The 16,344-nt window shown below is 56.7% G+C and carries 6 protein-coding genes; 4 read left to right on the top strand and 2 right to left on the bottom strand.

The window, feature by feature from the left end; translation table 11 throughout:
* Positions 1–43: 43 nt before the first annotated feature.
* Positions 44–784 carry an SDR family oxidoreductase gene (locus V6L81_RS19880; protein ID WP_095001760.1) on the bottom strand — a complete coding sequence of 247 codons (741 nt, stop codon included), beginning with the start codon at positions 782–784 and terminating at the stop codon, positions 44–46.
* Between the two features lie 137 nt (positions 785–921).
* Between V6L81_RS19880 and V6L81_RS19875 the strand changes: the two genes are divergently transcribed.
* From V6L81_RS19875 to V6L81_RS19860, 4 genes are all read left to right on the top strand, one after another.
* On the top strand, positions 922–1,812 hold the full coding sequence (locus V6L81_RS19875; RefSeq protein ID WP_095001759.1) for a LysR family transcriptional regulator: 891 nt from the start codon (positions 922–924) through the stop codon (positions 1,810–1,812).
* Between the two features lie 558 nt (positions 1,813–2,370).
* Positions 2,371–4,089, top strand: coding sequence for a ShlB/FhaC/HecB family hemolysin secretion/activation protein (locus tag V6L81_RS19870; RefSeq protein ID WP_338660286.1), 1,719 nt, complete (start codon positions 2,371–2,373; stop codon positions 4,087–4,089).
* 30 nt (positions 4,090–4,119) lie between these two features.
* Positions 4,120–14,295 (top strand): DUF637 domain-containing protein, encoded by a 10,176-nt coding sequence (locus V6L81_RS19865; RefSeq protein WP_338660285.1) that lies wholly within the window; start codon positions 4,120–4,122, stop codon positions 14,293–14,295.
* A gap of 8 nt (positions 14,296–14,303) precedes the next feature.
* Entirely contained in the window at positions 14,304–14,729 is a 426-nt protein-coding gene (locus V6L81_RS19860; protein WP_143518580.1) for a hypothetical protein, read from the top strand.
* Positions 14,730–15,089: 360 nt separating this feature from the next.
* Here the strand turns inward: V6L81_RS19860 and V6L81_RS19855 are convergent, their stop codons facing one another.
* Entirely contained in the window at positions 15,090–16,331 is a 1,242-nt protein-coding gene (locus tag V6L81_RS19855; RefSeq protein ID WP_338660284.1) for an MFS transporter, read from the bottom strand.
* Positions 16,332–16,344 lie beyond the last annotated feature (13 nt).

Raw genomic sequence — 16,344 nt, 5'->3', positions numbered from 1 at the left:
GCTCGCAGCATGTTCACCTGCCCTGAGTCTCAAGCAGGACGGTTCAGACGAGGCCGCCGTTGACGCGCAGGATTTGTCCGTTCACCCAGGCCGAATCAGGGCCGACGAGGAAGGACACCACGCGAGAGATATCTTCTGGCTGAGCCAGGCGCTCCAGCGGAGGCATTTTGGCGAAGGTCTGGATTTGCTCTTCGCTCTTGCCATGCAAGAACAGATCGGTGGCGACCGGGCCAGGTGCCACGGCGTTGACGGTGATGTTGCGACCGCGCATTTCCTTGGCGAACACTTGGGTCAGGGATTCCACCGCTGCTTTGCTGGCGATGTACACGGCGTAACCCGGCAGGTTCATGCCGACGGTACTGCTGGAAAAGTTGATGATCCGGCCGCCATTGTTCAGGCGGGTAGCGGCTTCACGCAGCGTGTTGAAGGTGCCGCGGGCGTGGATATTGAAATTCTGATCGAACAGCTCGTCGCTGTGTTGCGCCAGCGGCATGACTTTGAGGATGCCCGCGTTGTTGACCAGCACGTCGACTTTACCCAGTTGCGCTTCGGTTTCATCAAACAGGCGGCGTACATCTTCGGCACTGGCAACATCTGCCTTTATCGCGATGGCCTGGTGTCCGGCCTGACGCAATTGGGCAACCAGAGCCGTGGCTTCGTTGGCGCTGTTGGCATAATTGATTGCGACTGCGAAACCTTCGGTGGCCAGTTGTTTGGCAATAACAGCGCCGATGCCGCGGGAGGCGCCAGTGATAATGGCAACTTTCAAATTGTGAGTCGTCATGGCTGTCATTCCTTGTGTCAGTGGGGGGTGTGTGCTGGGGACGAGGCTAATTTCACATGTTTACTCTTGGTGTTAAATGCATGAAAGTTGGCTTAACTGTTCAATAAATACCAACAATCAAAAAGAGGGCGTTCAGCGTGGATCAAGTCAAGGCGATGAAAGCCTTTGTGCGGATTTATGAGCGCAGCAGCTTCACGAAAGCTGCCGATGACTTGAACCTGCCGCGGGCGACGCTGACCCATACCCTGAATCAATTCGAGGCCTGGCTTGGTACGCGTCTGCTGGAACGCAGTACGCGAAAAGTGCGCCCTACGCTTGATGGCGAGGCGTACTACCAGCGTTGCGTGCAGTTATTGGCGGAACTGGAGGAGGCCGAGCTGGCATTTCGCGGCGTGGCCCCCAAAGGCCAGTTGCGCGTAGATTTGCATGGCACTTTGGCCAAACACTTCGTTATCCCGGCGTTGCCGCAGTTTATGGCCCGGTATCCGGAGATAGAGTTGTCCATCAGCGAGGCCGATCGCTTTGTCGACCTGATTACCGAAGGTGTGGACTGTGTCCTGCGTGCCGGAACCCTTGGTGATTCGGCATTGATTGGCAAGCGTGTGGCCAACCTTGAACAGATCACCTGTGCAAGTCCGGGGTATCTGCGCCAATACGGTGTACCGAAAAGCCTCGACGACCTGGGCCATCACCGCGCCGTGAATTACGTCTCGCGCACCACCGCCAGGCAGTTTCCGTTTGAGTTCATGGTCGATGGCCAAGTCAAGGAAGTGGTCATTGAGGGGGCGTTGTCGGTGTTTGGTGCAGAAATTTATGCGGCGTCGGCAATTGCCGGGCTCGGCATCATCCAGTGCCCGCATTACCGGATGAAAACGCAGATATCCCAAGGCCTGGTGCAGAAAATTCTCGCCGAAACGCCACCGCCACCGATGCCGGTTTCTGTGCTTTACCCGCAGAACCGGCACATGTCGCCACGGGTTCGGGTATTTGTCGACTGGTTGAGCGAGATATTCGCCGATGCATCGTGAGGACATTGCGACGGCGCGTCTGAGTGCTTATTTCAGGATCAGCGACCAACGTTCGTTCAGAGGGGCGGGTGACCCCCCCCATTTTTAGCATTCACCAAGTACAGAGGTCAGGCGGGGCAGTCTCTTTTTTATCCGGCAGATGATTGGACGACTGATTTTAATCATGCTGTCCGTGAGTGGTTTATCGGCATGCGATCGGCAGTAAATATTCAAAGAGCGGCGGATTTTTAATCTGCTCACCCCGTTGGCCGTTGATATCAACCACGGATCGGCACTCATCGATAAGGCCAACGCATTGCTCTTGGGCGCTCTGATAATCTGGCTTTGCACATGGGGGCAAGCGGATCCCCTCAACTACCAGATCTACCTGCTTCGAAAAATCTAGTTCCCTAGCGAGAGGTTTCGTCGTTGGTATAGGAAACGTCCTAAATCATTTCCCTCTGAGAAACTTAAAACTTACGCCATCCACGGGCGCTCCTAGGCATTTTTCTACGAGTTGCCCCTGTCAAAAGGCTTTGGCTCACACAGCAAGGTTTGCGAACCACGGATGGAGCAAGCATGTCGGCATGTCACCTCGCTGTAAGGTTTTACTTTTCGTCTCTGCTGGTTGGTTTGGCCGGGGTGAGTTCCGCTGTGGCTGAATCGGGCCCGACGCCGGGTGATCAGGATCTGATTCGCGATCGTCAAGAACGTCTGCTCGAAGAGCAACGGCGCCGGCTTGAGGAGCTTCAGGAGCTTCCCGGCAAACAGATTTCTCTTACGGCTCCAGCTCAGCCAGCCGACAGTCGCTGTTTCCCCATAGAAGAAATCGAGCTCAAGGGCGCCGACAGCCTGTCCGCCAGTGAGCGCGAATCGGTGTTCCAGTCCTATATCGGCCAGTGTCTGGGCGTGTCTCAGCTCAATGAACTACTCAAGGTCATCACCAACCGATATATCGACAGGGGTTTGGTGACCAGTCGTGCTTACTTGCCGCAGCAGGACCTTTCCCAAGGGCATCTGCAAGTCCTGGTGGTTGAAGGCAAGCTTGAAAGTTTCAAGGGCGACGACAACAGCAAGCTATCCAGCCGCGAATTGGCCATGAGCTTTCCCGGTCAGCCTGGTAATCAGCTGGATTTGCGGGAAATCGAGCAGGCGATTGATCAGCTCAACCGCTTGCCATCCAACCAGGCACAAATGGAACTGGCACCGGGCAGTGAGGTGGGGGGGAGTGCGGTAGTGGTCAAAAACGCGCCGCAAAAGCCCTGGCGTGTCGGCTTGTCGCGTACTAACGACGGTCAGAAAAGTACCGGTGAACAGCAGTGGGGCACGGGGCTTGAGTGGGACAGCCCGCTGGGTCTGGCCGATCAATTGGTGCTGCGTGGGGGCCACGATGCAATCAGTGACCACCGGAAAACTTCGAAAAATGCGAGCTTCTACTACAACCTGCCGTGGGGCTGGTGGAACTTCGCTTATACCTACAGCCAAAGCGATTATCGCTCGGTCGGCCAGGCCAATACGTTTGATTTCAAACAAACCGGGGACAGTGCAAACCATCAACTGCGTGCCGAGCGGGTGGTCCATCGCGACGCGATGAGTAAAACCTCCCTCAACACCGGTCTGGCGCATATGCGTTCCAATAACTACGTAAGCGATTCACGACTGCGCAACAGCAGCCACCGTCTTAGCGAATTCCAGGTTGGCATCAACCACGGTCGACGTATCGCGAGTTCCTTCGTCAACCTCGATGTCGGTATGCAAAACGGTATCGGCGCCTTCGATGCCCAGGGGGAGCACAGCCCCGAGCGGGGCATGCCAGAGGCCCGCTACCGCAAATACACCGCGACCATCAGCTATTTACAGCCTTTCAAGCTGTGGGGTGAGCCCTTCAGCTTTACCAGTATGGCCACCGGTCAACGCAGTGAGGATGTGCTGTTTAGTCCACAACGCTTAAGCCTGGGCGGTACAGCCTCGGTACGGGGCTACAAGGACCAGCAACTTGCCGGCGACAGCGGCGGTTATTGGCGCAATGACCTGCGCTGGTCGCGTCCGGTGACGTGGGGCTGGCTGCGCCCGGTCTTCACCGATTACGGCACCAGCCTTGGCTACGACCAGGGCGTGATTCGCCACGGGCGTTACAACCGCGAGGTACATGGCCGGGTCTCCAGCAATTCGCTGGAGTTGTTTGCCCGGGGCCGCAACCTCAGCGCCAGTGTGACCCTGGCTCATTCCCTGGAGCGACCGGATGTGCTCACCGAGCGTGAAGCGCCGATCTACTTCCGTATGGATTTCTTTCTTTAATTCAACGCTTCGTTGTATCGAGAAACTGACATGGACGACCGTCACCTGGCCTTTTTGGCTCGCCAGCCCTCCGCGGCCCTGCAACCCCGAGAATCCTTCCTGGGCATGCCCAAGCGTGGCCTGGCCTTTATTCTGGCCAACGCGATGTTCTGGCAGCCACTGCTGGTGCAGGCCGAAGGTATCGTCGTCAGCGGGCCAGGCACCAGTCTGCAAACAGCGGGTAATGGCGTCCCGATCATCAATATTGCAGCACCCAATGGCAGCGGGCTGTCGCATAACCAGTTCAATGATTACAACGTCGGTGCCAATGGCCTGATCCTCAACAACGCCACCGATCGCACCCAGTCGACACAACTGGGCGGCATCATCCTCGGCAACCCGAACCTGCATGGCAATGCTGCCAACATCATCCTCAACGAAGTCAGCGGCGGCAGCCCCAGCCAGCTGCGCGGCTATACCGAAGTGGCGGGGCAGTCGGCCAAGGTGATCGTGGCCAACCCCTACGGCATTACCTGTAATGGCTGCGGTTTTATCAACACCCCTAGCGTCACCCTGAGCACCGGCAAGCCCGTCCGGGATAACGGCCACCTGGATCGTTATCAGGTGGATGGCGGCGCCGTGACCATCGACGGTCAGGGCTTGAACGCGAGCAACGTTGACAGCTTCGAAATCATTACCCGCACAGCCAGAATCAATGCGCAGATCAATGCACGCAATTTGACCGTCATTGCCGGGCGTAATGACGTCAGTGCCCAGACTCTTGCCATCACCGCTCGGGTCGACGACGGCAGTGCAAAACCTGAATTGGCCATCGATTCATCTGTACTGGGCGGCATGTATGCAGGTGCTATCAAGCTGGTAGGTACGCAAGCGGGTGTCGGCGTGAAGCTGGACGGCACCCTGGCGGCCAGTGGTGGCGATATTGTGCTCGACGCCAATGGGCATTTGCGCATGGCCCAAGCCTCGGCAAGTGGGGCTATCAATGTCAAAGCGGCGAGCCTCGATGCCCAGGGCCCGGTCGATGCTGGCACTCGGCTTGATGTACAAACCACAACGGCACTGAACAACCAAAAAAGCCTCGCCGCACGGGACAGCATTACCCTCAGCAGTGGTGGCCAGTTGACCAATAACGGCATCATCGAAGCCGGGGTCAACGCAGACAACACCCGCAATACCACAGGTGATATCAGCCTTTCAGCAGCCAATCTAAGCAATACCAATAGCATAGTTGCCAGTCGTGCCTTGACGGTGGCCGCCACACAAACGCTGGACAACCAAACGGGTACGTTAAGCGGCCCGAAAACATCGGTCACTGCCGGTCACCTCGATAACCGTGGGGGCCGCATCCTCGGCACTGACACACTCAACGTCAACGCTACCCGCCTGGACAACCGAGCCGATGGCTTGCTGCACAGCACTAACAGCGCAGACGTCACGGTACTGACGGCTCTGGAAAACCAAAATGGCCGAGTGATTGGCCTCAACGACTTGAAACTCAACGCTGGTCAACTGACCAACGACAAGGGCCTGATCGCCAGTAGCGGACGGGCCAGCGTGACGGCCGGACACCTGAGCAACCGGTCGGGTGAACTATCGGCCAGCCAAACCCGTATCACCACCACGACCCTGGACAACCGCTCAGGCACGTTGTTGGGCAGCAACCTTAACGTGACGGCCAGCGGCGCAATCGATAATCGTCTCGGCATTTTTTCTGCTGTTGACTGGCTGACAGTTCAGGCCGCCAGCCTGGATAACAGTGGCCAAGGTTCTTTGTCCAGCCAGGTCGGCTTGACCGCATCCATCACCGGTCTGCTCGACAACCGCAACAAAGGCAATCTGGTCAGTCAGGGGGCTCAACAGATCACGACTGGTCAGTTGTACAACTCCCAGGCAGGACTGATCTCCAGCAAAACAGGCCTGACGTTGCACAGCGATGCCCTGGTCAATCACGCAGGCCTGGTGATCGCTGATGGAGCACTGACCCTGAGGGGTGGCCGCATTGATAACAGCCAAAAAGGCGTTATCAGCAGCAAGGCAGGTGGCCGTGTTGAGTTGGACCGTCTGGATAACACCGGCGGCAAACTGAGCAGCGAGGGTCTTTTGGCCCTCAATGCCAACCAGATCGAAAACGGCGCCGGGCGGATCAGTGCCAAGGGCGGTCTGCAGCTCACGGTTGGTGTCCTGAATCAACAAGGTGGTGAGCTGGTCAGCGAAGGTGCACTGGCACTCAAAACCACCACGCTGGACAACCGCAACGGCGGCCTGATCGCCGCTGATAAAGGCGTGGCCCTGCACGGCCAAACTCTGCTCAATCAGCGAGGCGAGATTTCCAGCCAGGCCAAGGTACTGCTGGCTGCTGATTTTCTGAATAACAGTGGCGGTAAAGTGATTGCCGACAGCGGCCTGAACCTGACGGTGCAACGGCTTCTCAATCAGAACAAAGGGCTGCTGGCAGGTCGCGAAGGGCTGGTATTGAACGGTGGCCAGCTGGATAACAGCTCGGGTGGACGCCTCACCAGCCAAAAAAATATTCAAGTCAATTTGACTGAGGATCTGCTTAACCATTTCCAGGGCGAACTTGTTAGTGAGGGAACCCTGACAGTAAACGCCGCCAATTTGGATAATAGCCAGGGCGGCATTCTCTCCGCCGCCAATGCGTTATCGGTCACCACTCAAGGCCTACTGAATAATCAGGCCGGAAAACTGCTGGTGGATGGTACGGCCAGCCTGTACAGCGGCGACCTTGACAACAGCCAGGGCGGTGTCATCAGTGCCAGAAACAGCATTGATATCCTCAGCGCGAACCTGGACAACAGTCAGCAAGGCAGTATTAAAAGTGACGCCGGGATCACCCTTGATGGCGGTCAACTGAACAACAGCCAGCAAGGTTCGATCTTCGCCAAGTCCACGGTTAACGCAACGCTGACCGGACTGGATCAACACGATCGGGGCGAACTGGTCAGCAACACGGGCATCAATCTGAACCTCAATCATGGGGTTTTGATCAACCGCAACCGAGGATTGATTGCGACACCAGGGCAGTTGCTGCTAAGCAACTTGGGCGTGGTCGACAACAGCCAGGGCGGCGAGATTTCCAGCACGCAGTCATTTGTGCTGGCGGCAGATTCGCTGAACAACCGAGGCGGCAAGGTCATCAGTGCCGATAGCCTTCAACTGCACGTGGCCCATGTACTGGATAACAGTGTCAAAGGGGTGCTGTCGGCGCAGAACGTATTACAAGTGGCGACCGCCAGCCTGGACAACCGGTCCGGTGGGGCGCTCGCCAGTCATGGCGACCTCAACCTCAAGGTTGAGGGGGTTCTGGACAATCGCAACCAAGGCCTGATCACGGCCGCGACCACACTTGAAGTGGCCTCCGGGTCATTGAACAACAGCGACAAGGGACGACTCTTCGCCGGTGCCCACCAGACCCTCAACACGGGAGCGCTGGACAATCGCCAGGGCGGCAGTTTAGCCAGCGATGGCTCCATGATTGTCACGGCTGGCAACGTGGATAACCGTGAAGGGGTAATCGGCAGCCAGCGGGCGTTGAATCTGACCACCGCTGACCTTGAAAACAGCGCAGGCCTGATCAACAGCCAAGGCGATCTTGCTTTAGCGGGTCAACACGTGACCTCAAGCCAGGGCGGGGAAATCTCGGCCAAGGGCGACCTGGAACTCACCGTTCAACAGTTGATTCAGCGCCAGGGTCGCCTGGTCGGCGAGCGTGCCGTGGCCATTGACCTGCAAGGCGGGGATCTGGACAACAGGGGTGGTTTGATCAGGGCCAACGGCCCGCTGACCTTTGCACGTCTGGTCGCCCTGACCAACCGTGAACACGGGGAAATCTCCAGTCAGAACGCATTCACCCTGGGGGCCAAACACATCGATAACGGTGATCGCGGCGTCATCCTCAGCACCGACCAATTGCGCCTTGAGGCTGGGCATGTGGTCAACTCCGACCACGGCTTGATCTCCGGCTGGAATGGCCTGAAGGTGATTGGCGACAGCTTGGACAACAGCGTCCAAGGCACCCTGTCGAGCAAGGACGGCACCCTGCAGGTTGTCCTCACAGATGCTTTGGATAACCACGACGCGGGCGCGCTGGTCAGCCAGGGCAAGCAACATGTCAGTGCCGCGAGCCTGAATATCAACCAGGGCATTATTTCGGGCCAGGATGACCTAACGCTCAGCATCGCGGGTGGTCTGGACAACAGTAATGACGGTTTGATTTCGTCCGCAAGAGATCTGGATTTCAACCACGTGCGGACTGAACTGAGCAACCGTAACGGCAAAGTCAACGCTGCCAATATCACCCTCACAGGTCGGAGCGTGGACAACAGCGCTGGGCAACTGATCAGCCAGGGAACCCTCAAAGGCACCTTGAGCGGTGCATTGATCAACGCCAATAACGCGCGCTTGGCCAGTGGTGCGGCCCTGCTGCTCAATGCGGCCAGTCTGGATAACCGTGGCGGTCAACTGGCCAGCCAGGATCAGCTTGATCTGACTCTCACCAACGGTGATCTGGACAACCGCGACCAAGGCACCCTGGCCAGCCAGAAAGACCTGGTTATCAAACTGTTGGCTGGTGATGTACACAACCAGCAGGCCGGTTTGATCTTCAGTCAAAAAGGTCGACTCGACCTGGCTGCCCGCGCCCTCAACAACCAGCAAGGCACGCTGCAAAGCCAGGCCGATAATAGTCTGCACCTTGGTGATGCCTTGAATAACCAGGGCGGCAAGGTCGACAGCCTGAGCGCCAATGTGAACCTTGAAGCGGCCAGTATCGCCAACGATGCAGGCGGTGTGCTCAACAGCAACAAGGGCTGGATAAAACTGGTCACCGGCTTGTTCGACAACAGCGGTGGGATCACCCAGGCGCAATCCCTGGATATCGACGCCACAGGCGGACTGCTCAATCAGATGGGGCACTTATCTGCACTGGGCGGCGAAAACCGCATTGTTACCAGTACGTTCAATAATCAGGGCGGTGGTATCTATGCCGATACCCGGCTCAAAGTCACGGCTGAGCACTTCGACAACCAAGGGACAACTGAAGGAAACGGAGGAAAAGTCGGTGCGAAGGACATCGAGTTCAGTCTTGCGGGATCTTTGAGCAATAGTTTCGGCTTGATCGAAAGCGATGAAACGTTGCGTCTAGCCGCGCGTGATATCAGCAACGTAAACGGCACCTTGCGGGCCATGGGGCGCACGGGCACCTCGTACATCAGCGCTTCGGGCCAGCTGGATAATCGTTTTGGTGTGCTCGAAAGCACCAACCCATACCTCAACCTGCAAGCATCAGCGCTGGACAACAACGGTGGTCGCGTCCTGCACAGCGGCAGCGGTAAATTTGACCTGGCTTCAGATCAAGTCACCCGCGCGGGCGGCAGCTTCGTGACCAATGGCCAGCTGGATATCAAGGCGGCGAGCTGGACCAACAGCAGTGTCATCCAGGCCGGTCGCCTGAACCTTGATATCGGTCAGTTCACTCAGACAGCCAGCGGTCAGTTGCTGGGCTCGCAACGTTTGAGCGGCAAAGGTGACACCTGGATCAACGAAGGTCTCCTGGCCAGTGACGGTAGCCTTGAGCTGACCCTTACCGGTGACTACAGCGGCAACGGTCGCATCAGCAGTCTGGGCGACATGCACCTTGCCAGCTCCAGCATGAACCTGGGCGACACCGCCCGCATTGCCAGTGGCGCCACTACCCACATCAACAGCACGACCTTGAACAACCATGGCCGCCTGACATCGGCAGGCGACCTGACGGTCAACGCCAGTAAATTGAACAACTACGGCACCCTGGGTGGTGCCGAAAAGGTGCGGTTGAACGCTGTTCACCTGGGCAACGACCAAGGCCTGATTTTCAGCGGCAACGACATGACGGTGCGGGTCAATGACTTCAGCAACCGCTTCGGCGATGTCTACAGCCTGGGTGGCCTGGACATCGCACGTGATGACGCGAACGGCCGCAGTGCCCTGATCGAAAATATTTCCGGCACCCTGGAAAGCATCGGCGATATGCGTCTGCTGGCGGGCAGCCTGAGTAACCGCCGCGATCAATTCAGTACAGAAAAGAAACTGGTATCGGGCAACATCAACGTCTACTCCAACGATTTCTGCAAGGGTAAAGGCTGCTCGCTCAGTTTCACCTCGGTAGAGCGCTATGAAGATGTGATAACCGGCAGTTCGGCCTCGGCGTTTATTAACGCAGGGGGGGATCTGACAGTGGGCAGTCAAACCTTCGACAACCTCTACAGCTCGGTATCGGCGGCAAAAAACATCCTTATCAACACTGATGTCCTGAACAACACCGGTGCTGCGGGAGGGGAGGTACGCCATCTGAATTCGGCGATGTATACCCGTGATCGTGGTTTCTACAACACCTTCATCAGCCGCCGTGACCAATTCAACCAGTACAACAACCCAACTTCGGCAAACTACCGCCCGGGTGACATGACCGTAGCTCAGGTCATGGCCGGTATCGGCAACTTTATCGAGACCAGCACCTATGTCGTACCGACCTCGGGGAGTGTTATTGCCCAGGCGGTTATCCAGGCGGCAGGCTCCGTCGCGGTCAATGCCGCGCAACAACTCAACAACAGCGTCATCCGCCCGAACGCCACGGATATCAACAATCCCGAGCGAAACCACAACACCAGTTCCGATGTATTTGCCTCGACTGTGAAGCCAGCGATCACCGCGCAACTGCCACCCGATCTGGCACAACAGCAAGTCAATCCGGTGACCTTGCCGGGATTTAGCCTCCCCACCGGGCAAAACGGCTTGTTTCGGCTAAGTGGTCAGCAAGCCACTGATGACGCTGCGAACAATGCTCCCAAAGGTGGCGGCGATTTCAGCGTCACAGGCCGCCAAATTGCCGCGCAAGACCGCGAAAAAACACTGGGCTACAACGCTGCCCAGGAACGGGGTTTTACCCTCGATACACCGCCGGTAACAGCCACGGTGAATGGTCAGGGGCCGTTGGTTCTGGAGACCAATACGCACAGCGTCACTCGGGTGCAAGGCCTGCCTGAAACCCCTGCGGCGGATAATAGCCACAAGTATCTGATCGAAACCAACCCGGCACTTACCGACCTCAAGCAGTTCATGAGTTCCGACTACCTGCTCGACAAGCTGGGTATGACTCCGGACGCAACCCATCGTCGTCTGGGCGATGGGCTTTATGAGCAACGGCTGATTCGTGAAGCGGTAGTTGCCCGCACCGGTCAGCGTTACATCGAGGGGATTACCAGCGACGATGCGCTGTTCCGCTACCTGATGGACAACGCCATTTCATACAAGGACACGCTGAAGCTTCAACTTGGCGTTTCCCTGACCGCCGAACAAGTGGCGGCACTGACCCACGATATTGTGTGGATGGAAGAGGCTCAGGTTAACGGCCAAAAAGTCCTGACCCCGGTGCTTTACCTGGCCCAGGCCAACAACCGCCTGGCCCCTAACGGCGCGCTGATCCAGGGCCAGGATGTCAGCCTGATCTCCGGTACTGACCTGCACAACAGCGGCACATTGCGGGCCACGCACAACTTGAACATGGTGGCCAACACCCTCGACAACAGCGGCCTGATGCAGGCCGGCAACCGTCTGGACATGCTCGCCACCGACTCCATCAGCAACAGCCGTGGCGGGGTGATTGCGGGGCGCGAAATCGATGCAACCGCGCTGACCGGCGACATTCTCAACGAACGCACCGTCACCACCTTCAAGCGTGAAGGCGATGGCTATCAGTTGCGCAATGACGTGGTGAGCAACGCCTCCCGCTTTGAAGCCACGGACACCCTCAAACTCAACGCTGGGCGCGATATCGCGAGCATCGGCAGCACCCTCAAAACCGGTGCCGATGCGTCCATTGTCGCCGGGCGCGACGTGGTAATTGCCAGCAGGGCTGAAGAAGACAGCTACGACTACCAGCGCCGGCGCAGCAGCGGCACCGAACAAACTATCCAACAACACGCCTCGGCAGTGGATATCGGTGGTGACTTGAGCATCGATGCTCGGCGGGATATCGCCGTAATCGCCAGCACCGTCAGTGCTGCTAAAGACTTGAGCGTCACAGCCGGGGAAAGCTTGACCCTGGCCGCTGCTGCCAACGAAAACCATGATTACGCCAAAGAGAAAAAAGGCAAAACCAAGACCAACACCCAGTCGGACCAGGTGACCCAGCAGTCTGCCGAACTGAGCGCCGGTGGCGACCTGCTAGCTATTGCGGGAACAGACCTGACGCTGATGGCGAGCAAGATCAGTGCAGGCAACGAGGCCTATCTTCATGCTGATAACGAGTTGAGCCTGTTGGCTGCGCAGGACAGCAACTACTCGTTTTATGACATGAAAAAGAAGGGCGGTTGGGGGAGTAAGAAAACCAAGCGAGATGAAGTTACCGACATCAAAAACATCGGTAGCGAAATCAAGACCGGTGGTGACCTGACCCTAAGCAGTGGCGGTGATCAGCTTTATCAAGGGGCCAGGCTCAACAGCGGTAACGATATCGCGATCGATAGCGATGGGACGGTTACTTTTGAGGCGGTTAAAGACTTGCATCAGGAGAGTCACGAAAAGAGTAACAACAATGCATTTTGGGTTTCATCCAAAGGCCAGGGCAACACCGACGAAACCTTACGTCAGACCCAGATGATTGCCGAAGGCAGCATTGCGATCAAAGCTGTTGATGGCCTGAAGATCGATATCAGACAGGTTGACCAACAATCGGTCAGCCAGTCCATCGACGCGATGGTCGAGGCTGACCCTCAACTGGCCTGGCTCAAGGATGCAGAAAAACGTGGCGATGTGGATTGGCGTCAGGTCAAGGAAATCCACGACAGCTTCAAATACAGCCACTCGGGGCTGGGTCCGGCTTCGCAGATCATTATCGCTATTGTGATGGCGGCCGTGATTGGGCCTATGGCGATGGGAGCCATGGCCGGTGCGACAGGGGCTGCGGTTGCCGCCGGAACAATGACGGCGGGCACCGCGGCTGGGCTGTCAGCGGCTGCAGGAGCAGTGACCGCAGGCGCGGCAACGAATGCCACCGTTAGTACCGTCAATAATCGCGGAAATCTTGGTGCGGTGATCAAGGACGTCACGTCATCCGATGCGATGAAGGGCTATGCGATATCAGGTGTTACCGCTGGTGTGACGGCTGGCTATTTTGACGACTTGACGGCAAGCAAAACCAATACGGGCACAGGCAAGGTCAATGTCCCCCTCAACACCTGGAAAGGCGCTGGGCAATTTGCAGCCAACCAGACGCTGCAAAATGGCACCTCCCTGGCCTTGAGCAAGGCCTTGGGGCAGGGTGGCAACGTCAGCGATGCCTTGAAAAGTGCGCTATTCAACACCTTGGCGGCGGCCAGTTTCAACGCTGTTGGCGATTACACCCAGGGTGTGTTTGCCGATGGCTCAGGGCCAAAGGTCGCAATTCAGGCCATGGTCGGAGGTTTGCTGGCAGAAGCCACGGGCGGAGACTTTAAAACCGGTGCCTTGGCAGCAGGTGCCAACGAGGTGTTGGTTGGTCACTTGAATGACTTGGTCAATGGTGATGAAAAACTGCTGACCATGAGTTCGCAGATCGTTGGTGTGCTGGCGGCTGCCGCTCAACATGATGTGGACGCCAGCAAGCTGGAGAAAGGCAAATGGATTGCGCAGAACCTGACGCAGTACAACTTCCTTAACCATCTGCCGCCTGGCTTGGTTGAGTATGGACAAGCGGCAACTACCCTCGCAGCAGATATGCAAAGCAAGGGCGCTACGGGTGATGAAATAGCTCAGGCGCAACTGGAGTTGGCCCGAGGGCAAGGGTTTGATGGTGTCCAACCGGCTAGTGAGTTAGTTGAGGCTTGGGGCATGTTTATGGCCGGCGAGCTCACAGGGGCGGCTCTCGCGGGTATATTGTGGCGCCTCGGGTCTTGGGGGGTAAAAGGCGCTGAAATAACTACGCTAGCGAACAAACCTTTAGGTCTTGGTTCGACGGGTAGGTCTGCACCTGCTAACTTGAGTGAAAAGCTTGCAATGGAGCAGGCTATTTCGAACCCTGCTGCTGGTCGCCCACTGACTGTCCCAATGACTGATCCCCGATGGCCGGCAAATGATGGTTGGGTGAAATCGGCCCAAAATATAAATGGAATCGAAATTCACTATGTAAGAAACTCCATAACTGGAGCCATTGATGATTTCAAATTTAAGTGAGTAAAACTATGCTTGCCTTATGTCAGGCTAATCTCGGTAGTGCTATTCCAGCCAAGGAGCGCTATTTGGGTGAGGTTGATCAAACTGACTACTCCCCTTTAAGTATTGGTGGGAGTTATGTGGTGTATGGTCTGCTGTGTGTTTTTGAACGAGTGGATTTTTTAGTTCGAGTGCCTGAGCAACCACCTTTCTGGGCTCCGAGCAGTCTGTTTCAGTTGGTTGATGCTAGAATTCCAGCCGGCTGGCAGCTTTGTATTACGCAAACGCGCCCTGATTATAAGTGTCTTTTTGAAGCTTTTAAAATTAGCCATGTTATAGGCTATCCGCTACTGGTTAATGAGTATGAGCATTATATAGGGGTTGTTGAACGGGACCCAGTGGAAGTACTGCGATTCCTGGAAGAAGTGGAGCGCATAGCAGAACCATGGGGTTAGGGTATGGTCAGCATATAATTGGTGGTTTGGGAGGTGGAGATGTCCTCCTAGTTTGTGCTGATTAAAACTCAAATGGTGTGAAAGTAACTGGGGCCTATCTAATAACTGTTAACTTCGTTTGTGCTGCCCTCAGCGGAGCGGTATTGAAAGGCGTTTTTTCTCGTGCGACAGCTATTCAAGACTATCTATTTTAATAGTGCTGACTACGAGACCCAGCACAAAGCTTTCAGCCAAGGCAGGTTCTTAGCCTTTGAGAGTTAACTTAGGGAACACCAAGAGCCCAACCCGAGCTCTTGCGTGACTCCCATTAATTGCATGCGTTGCGTCAGGCTGGTAGTGATTTCCCAGCGCGGCCCTCCCTTAAACCCCTTTGGTATTCGGCAGCAAGATGGTCAATACCCCCAGCAGCGGCAGGTAGGAACAGAGTCCATACACATACTCGATGCCCTGGATGTCCGCCAGATGCCCCAGCAACGCGGCGCCAATCCCGCCAAAACCGAACATCAAGCCGAAGAACACACCGGCAATCATGCCGACGTTACCGGGTACCAGTTCCTGGGCATAGACGACGATGGCAGAGAACGCCGACGCCAGAATAAATCCAATAACCATGCTCAATACGCCTGTCCAGAACAGGTCCACATAAGGCAAGGCCAGTGTAAAAGGGGCTGCCCCCAGGATCGAGAACCAGATGACTTTTTTGCGCCCGATCCTGTCGCCAATCGGGCCACCAAAGAAGGTACCTGCTGCCACTGAGCCGAGGAACAAGAACAGGTAAAGTTGAGAGCTGGCCACTGACAGGTGAAATTTCTCGATAAGGTAGAACGTGAAATAACTGGTAAAGCTGGTCATGTAGAAGTATTTGGAGAACACCAGCATTGCGAGCACTACCAGTGCAAACGTTACTCGTCCCTTGGACAGGCCGTGGCTCGCCTGGCTGCCCTGTTTAAGCTTGAACAGGGCCAGGTGGTTGCGATACCAGCGGCTCAAGCCGTACAGCACGAAGATGGCGAAGGCGGCAAACAGGCCAAACCAGGCGACATGCCCCTGGCCATAAGGGATCACGATGGCCGCAGCCAGCAGCGGGCCGAATGCGCTACCGGCGTTGCCGCCGACCTGGAAGGTTGACTGGGCCAGGCCATAGCGCCCGCCTGACGCCAGTCGCGCTACACGGGAGGCCTCGGGGTGGAAGGTCGATGAGCCGATGCCGACAAGGGCGGAGGCCACCAGGATCGACGCAAAGCTGGCGGCAAAGGCCAGCAGCAGGATGCCGATCAAGGTGCACACCATGCCCGCCGGCAGCAGCCAGGGTTTGGGGTGGCGATCGGTGTGATAACCCACCCAGGGCTGCAGCAGGGAGGCTGTCAGCTGGAAGGTCAAGGTAATCAGCCCCACCTGGGTAAAGCTGAGCCCATAGTTGGCCTTGAGCATGGGATAGATCGAGGGAAGCACGGCCTGGATCAGGTCGTTGATCAAATGTGCCAGCGCGCAGGCGCCGATCACCTTCATGACCAGCGGGCTCGCTTGTTGGGCAACTGAGGCTGACGCAGACGCAGACGCAGACGCAGACTCAGAGGCCGGGGATGCGGTTGTTGTAGACATGGCAAATCTTCCG

The organism is Pseudomonas bubulae, from assembly GCF_037023725.1.
GTDB lineage: Bacteria > Pseudomonadota > Gammaproteobacteria > Pseudomonadales > Pseudomonadaceae > Aquipseudomonas > Aquipseudomonas bubulae.
This window is presented reverse-complemented; position numbering and strand designations above follow the sequence as displayed.

Coding starts and splice junctions, on each gene's coding strand:
- V6L81_RS19880 (WP_095001760.1), bottom strand. CDS start 784: ATGACGACTCACAATTTGAAAGTTGCCATTATCACTGGCGCCTCCCGC.
- V6L81_RS19870 (WP_338660286.1), top strand. CDS start 2,371: ATGTCGGCATGTCACCTCGCTGTAAGGTTTTACTTTTCGTCTCTGCTG.
- V6L81_RS19865 (WP_338660285.1), top strand. CDS start 4,120: ATGGACGACCGTCACCTGGCCTTTTTGGCTCGCCAGCCCTCCGCGGCC.
- V6L81_RS19860 (WP_143518580.1), top strand. CDS start 14,304: ATGCTTGCCTTATGTCAGGCTAATCTCGGTAGTGCTATTCCAGCCAAG.
- V6L81_RS19855 (WP_338660284.1), bottom strand. CDS start 16,331: ATGTCTACAACAACCGCATCCCCGGCCTCTGAGTCTGCGTCTGCGTCT.